The sequence below is a fragment of the Frigoribacterium sp. CFBP 13605 genome (assembly GCF_014839405.1).
GTDB lineage: Bacteria > Actinomycetota > Actinomycetes > Actinomycetales > Microbacteriaceae > Frigoribacterium.
The window spans coordinates 1-4,509 of the sequence record NZ_JACYNS010000155.1 but is presented as its reverse complement, the minus strand read 5'-3'; the positions used below and the strand labels follow the sequence as shown (position 1 = coordinate 4,509).

Below are 4,509 nucleotides of genomic sequence, written 5' to 3'. Positions count from 1 at the left end.
GTGCCCGTCGCGGGCCCGGACGCGTTGCGGCCGGGCGTCAGACGGTGAGGTCGGCCAGCCAGCCGGCCAGGAACTCGGCCCCGGCCTCGTCGTGGATCGCGCCCGTCGAGCTCGTCAGCACCGGGTACGGCGTCGCCGGCACGCCGTCGGCCGGGCGGACGTCGACGTGCGCGACCGCGTGACCCTGCGCGTGCAGCCAGTCGGCCATGGCGTAGTCGCTGCGCGAGTCGCCGACCGTGCGCCAGGCGAGCGGGGGCTCGCCGTCGGCCGCCAGCAGCTCGAGCGCCCGCTCGGCCCCGAGGTCCTTGCCGAGCCGCACCGACTCGATGTCGGTCGAGATGATCGTCGGGTCGACGCGCCACTGCACGGCCCCGGAGGCGTCGGGCCGCACGTCGTCGAGTCGGCGCACGCCGAAGCCCCGGCGGACCAGCGCCTGCATCGCCTTCTCGTCGAGGTCGCGTTGCCGGCCCAGGTAGGTCGACGACTCGACGCTCGTGAGCTGCTCGATCGAGACCATCGCGTGCTTGGTCGTGTCGTAGAACACCAGGTCGGCGAACTCGTCCGCCACCAACGCCTGCATCTCGGCGCCGAAGTCGGCGGGCATGGCGAGCGACGAGTCGACCTCGATCGGGCCGATGCCGTCGACACCGTGCTCGGGGCCGATCGTGAACCAGACGGCACCCTTCTCGCAGACGCCGTGCACCCGCGCCCCCTCGGGCAGGCCGGCGGCGAGCAGCGGACCGACGACCTCCTCACGGATGAACGCGTCCGAGCGCCCCGTGTTGAAGACGATCGGCACGCCGAGGGCGGCGAGCGCCACGAGGTCGCGCGTGATCGCGGGCAGCGCGATGCTGCGGGTCACGGGGCTGGCGATCGGGCCGTCGACGTCGAGGAGCAGGCCGAGGCGGGGTGCGCTGGAGGAGGTCACGGGACCATCCTCGCAGCAGGTCCGGCTACGGGGCGGTCGGCAGGGACGGCATCGTCTGCACGAACTCGGCGAAGGCCACGATGAACACCGAGAACGCGACGACGATCGTGATCAGGTACACGGCGATGAAGAGCCACAGCGGCGCGAGCCCGCCACCGGTGCGACGCTTCACGACGACCGAGCGACCGACGACGTAGACGACCGTGAGGAACGCCCACGGCCACGGGAACGGCTTCACGATGCCCCGGGCCGTCAACGCCCGGTGGTCGAGCCAGGCGAAGACGACCGTCAGTGCGTAGACGAGCAGGCCGATGCCCATGTAGGCGAGGTAGCCCGGCGTGAAGGGCGACTGGTAGACGCCCGGGGTGATCGTGGCGGTGCGCTCGAGGTAGTCGCCGACGTCCCAGAAGGCGAGCCCGATCAGTTGCACCAGCGGCAGCAGGACGAGCACCCAGACGAACGGCGTCGAGGTGCTGACGCCGGGGTTGGTGCCCTTGAGCGGGTCGGCGTACCCACCGGGCCCGGGGTAGGGCTGCTGCCCCGGCTGCTGCGCCTGGGGGTGCTGGCCCTGGTACGGCGGGGAGTACCGGGGGTCCTGCTGGTTCTGGGAGCTCCGGGGGTCCTGCTGGCTCTGGGGGTTCTGCTGGCTCTGGGGGTTCTGCCAGGGCTGCTGGCCGGGGGCGTCGCTCACGGTGTCTCCGTCGTCGTCGTGGGTGGGCAGGTCGGGTCGTCGTCGCGCGTCGGGCCGCTCTCCGGCAGCGTAGTGCGGCGGCTCGACTGGGCGCCCGCTCCGGTTTCCGCCTGTGGACGGACCTGTGAGGGCAGCTCGGGTGGGAGGATGGTGGGAACCCCTCGACAGGAGATCACCCGTGGCGTCGCTCCCCCTTTCCGTCATCACCGCACTCGAGGCCTTCGCCGCACCCGATCGCAAACAATCCGTGCACGACCTCGCCGTCGACCCTGCCGGCCCCGAAGAGCAGGCCCTCGCCGACCTGACCGGGTCGGTCGAGTGGGTCGACATGGCCGTCGCCCACCCGCTCGGTCCCGACCGCAGCGACCCCGAGGGCATGCGCCGACTGCTGCAGGCGATGGGAGCAGAGGGCCGCTGCGCCGTCCTGTCGGCGTCGGGTTCCGAAGACGACCGCGACCTCGGCGGCGCCCTCGACGGCGTGCTGCACCAAGAAGGCGGCGCGCTCGTCGTCTGCCGTCCGGGTCCGCTCGCGCTGCTGATCACCGGCCGCGGCGAACACTGGCTGCTGAGCGACCGGGACATCCCCCAGCTGACCGGCCCGATCGGCGTCGTCACGCCGTAGGCGGCGCACTCCCCCGGCGATCCGGCACGAGCCGCATCCCTGGCCGCAGGGCGGCGCGTCGCCCGGACGTCAGCCGCGGCGGATCGGGTCGCCCGTCGTCAGCTGCCAGATCGCGACGCCGTGGAGCCCCTTCGACTCGGCCAGATCGGCGCGCGCGGTGATCGAGCGACCGTCCGACCACCAGAGGGTCGAGCCGTCGCCGGGCGAGGCGGTGTACTCGGCCTGGTCGGCGTCCCACGAACCCGTGGACTGCGCAGCGGTGCGGGCCTCGGCGACCGACAGCGCGCCTCCTGCGGTGCCGTCGCCCGTCCACCGGTAGCCGTACCCCGCGACGCCGAGGTCGAGACGGTCGGCCGGGACGGACTCGAGTGCGGCGTCGAGGACCTCACCGACCCAGGGCAGGCCGCCGACGGGCCCCGGTTCGCTGAACCCGGCGCCGTGCTGGTCGTAGGCCATGAGCACGAACCGGTCGACGGAGTCGGACAGGGCGGCGAGGTCGTAGCCGAGGTCCGCGTATCCCGCCGGGTCGGTGCTGGGCTGCAGGGCCATCGAGATGCTCGCGTCGTCGGGCAGGGCGTCGCGGAGCTCGGCGGCGAAGTCCACCAGCCCCGGGGCGTCCGCGGCCGAGAGCGACTCGAAGTCGATCTGGACGCCGTCCCAGCCGCCGTTGACGACTTCTCCGGTGAGGCCCGACACGACGAACTCGCGGTTGGCCCGGCTCGACAGCAGTTGCGACGCGAGCTCACCGCTGAAGCCGTCCTGGCCCGCGTTGACGACGAGCAGCTCGGCCTTCCCGCCCGCCGACTGGGCGGCCTCGCGGAGGGAGTTGGCCGACTCGTCGCTCGGTGCGACCCCGGCCCCGCCGGTCGTGATCGCGACGCCCGAGACGCCGACCGTGTCGATCGCCGACCCGCTGCGGTCGAGCGCCTCGACGGCGGCCGTCGTCGCGTCGGGTGAGGCGATGGCGTAGCCCTCGACCGCGAGCCCTGCCGGGATCTTCGCCTGCGGCGCGACCGTCGGGTTGTTCCCGTCGGCCGAGCACGACGACATCGTGACCGCGAGCGAGGCGGCGAGCAGCAGGGCGGCGGTGCCGGCGGTCAGGGTGCGCACCGTGCCATCTTCGTCGATCCGGCGGAGCGGTGCGGTGCGGGGCGGTCCCGTCCGGGGCGTGCTTGGCTCGTCGCATGGCAGACGACGGACGACAGCAGACCTGGGACGAGTTCCACGACGACGTGAACATGACGGCCTCGACGCTGCGCGAGTGGCTCGACACCGACGAGTCGCGCGAAGTGGGGCAGAAGGACGGCGGCGAGTCCGTCGGGCACGAGAGCGGCCGGCACATCGTGCGCATCCTCGAGAAGAAGAAGGCCGACCTGACCGACGCCGACTGGAAGCACATGGAGAAGGTCCACGGCTACGTCGCGCGCCACTCGAAGCAGCGCCCCTCGGGCGACGTCACCGACACGAAGTGGCGCTGGTCGCTCATGAACTGGGGGCACGACCCGCTGGCCTGACCGGCGACCGGCCCGACCGGGCCGACCGGCGGCCCGCGGGACCGGCAGACTGGTCCGATGAAGACCGCACTCGTCACCGGGGGCTCGCGGGGCATCGGCCTCGCCGTCGTCCGCGACCTCGCCCGCACCCACCACGTGATCGTCCACGGACGGGACGAGGAGGCGCTGCGGGCGATCACCGCCGACCTCCCGTCCGCGACGGCGTGGGCCGCGGACCTCTCGGGCCCGGCCCTCACGGTGCCGCCGCTCGACGGGCTCGACGTGCTGGTGCACGCGGCCGGCGTCATCGGCGGGCGCGCCGTCGCCGACACGGAGCGCGACGACTGGCGGCGCGTCTTCGAGGTCAACGTGTTCGCCGTGGCCGAGGTGACGCGGCAGCTGCTGCCGGCGCTGCGGGCGGCGCAGGGCACGGTCGTGTCGATCAACAGCGGCTCGGGGTTCACGGCAGGGCCCGACGGCAGCACCTATGCGGCGAGCAAGTTCGCCCTGCGCGCGCTGACCGACGCCCTGCGCGAGGAGGAACGTCCGCACGGCGTCCGGGTCAGCTCGGTGCACCCGGGCCGCGTCGACACCGACATGCAGCACGAGTTGGTCACGGCCGAGGGCGGCACGTACGACACGTCGCTCTACCTCGAACCGCAGTCCGTCGCGGACGCGGTGCGGCTCGTGGTCGACCTGCCGCACGGGGCGACCGCCGAGGTCGTCTCGGTGCGCCCCACCCGCCGCGCCTGACCCGCCGGGGCCCGAGCGGCCG

Annotated in this window: 6 protein-coding genes; 3 read left to right on the top strand and 3 right to left on the bottom strand. The window is 73.3% G+C overall.

Features of this window, described 5'->3' with window-relative positions:
* Positions 1–37: 37 nt before the first annotated feature.
* Both IFT36_RS15345 and IFT36_RS15340 read right to left on the bottom strand, forming a co-directional pair.
* Positions 38–928 (bottom strand): hypothetical protein, encoded by an 891-nt coding sequence (locus IFT36_RS15345; RefSeq protein WP_123571355.1) that lies wholly within the window; start codon positions 926–928, stop codon positions 38–40.
* Between the two features lie 25 nt (positions 929–953).
* Positions 954–1,619, bottom strand: a complete 666-nt coding sequence (locus tag IFT36_RS15340; RefSeq protein ID WP_123571356.1) for a hypothetical protein — start codon at positions 1,617–1,619, stop codon at positions 954–956.
* 178 nt (positions 1,620–1,797) lie between these two features.
* Here IFT36_RS15340 and IFT36_RS15335 point away from each other — a divergent pair, with 178 nt between their 5' ends.
* Positions 1,798–2,241: a hypothetical protein gene (locus IFT36_RS15335; RefSeq protein ID WP_043596785.1), complete on the top strand. Its 444-nt coding sequence runs from the start codon at positions 1,798–1,800 to the stop codon at positions 2,239–2,241.
* A gap of 69 nt (positions 2,242–2,310) precedes the next feature.
* Here IFT36_RS15335 and IFT36_RS15330 read toward each other — a convergent pair whose 3' ends face one another.
* Entirely contained in the window at positions 2,311–3,351 is a 1,041-nt protein-coding gene (locus IFT36_RS15330; RefSeq protein ID WP_123571357.1) for a glycosyl hydrolase family 18 protein, read from the bottom strand.
* Positions 3,352–3,425: 74 nt separating this feature from the next.
* On the opposite strand from IFT36_RS15330, the gene IFT36_RS15325 reads away from it, so the two are divergent.
* Complete coding sequence (locus tag IFT36_RS15325) at positions 3,426–3,755, top strand: DUF3140 domain-containing protein (RefSeq protein ID WP_056043833.1); 330 nt, start codon at positions 3,426–3,428, stop codon at positions 3,753–3,755.
* Between the two features lie 57 nt (positions 3,756–3,812).
* Positions 3,813–4,487, top strand: coding sequence for an SDR family oxidoreductase (locus tag IFT36_RS15320; RefSeq protein ID WP_123571358.1), 675 nt, complete (start codon positions 3,813–3,815; stop codon positions 4,485–4,487).
* The last annotated feature ends 22 nt before the right edge of the window (positions 4,488–4,509 follow it).

Excerpts from the sequence above, each read along its gene's own strand:
- IFT36_RS15320 (WP_123571358.1), top strand. The coding sequence starts at position 3,813 with ATGAAGACCGCACTCGTCACCGGGGGCTCGCGGGGCATCGGCCTCGCC.
- IFT36_RS15325 (WP_056043833.1), top strand. The coding sequence starts at position 3,426 with ATGGCAGACGACGGACGACAGCAGACCTGGGACGAGTTCCACGACGAC.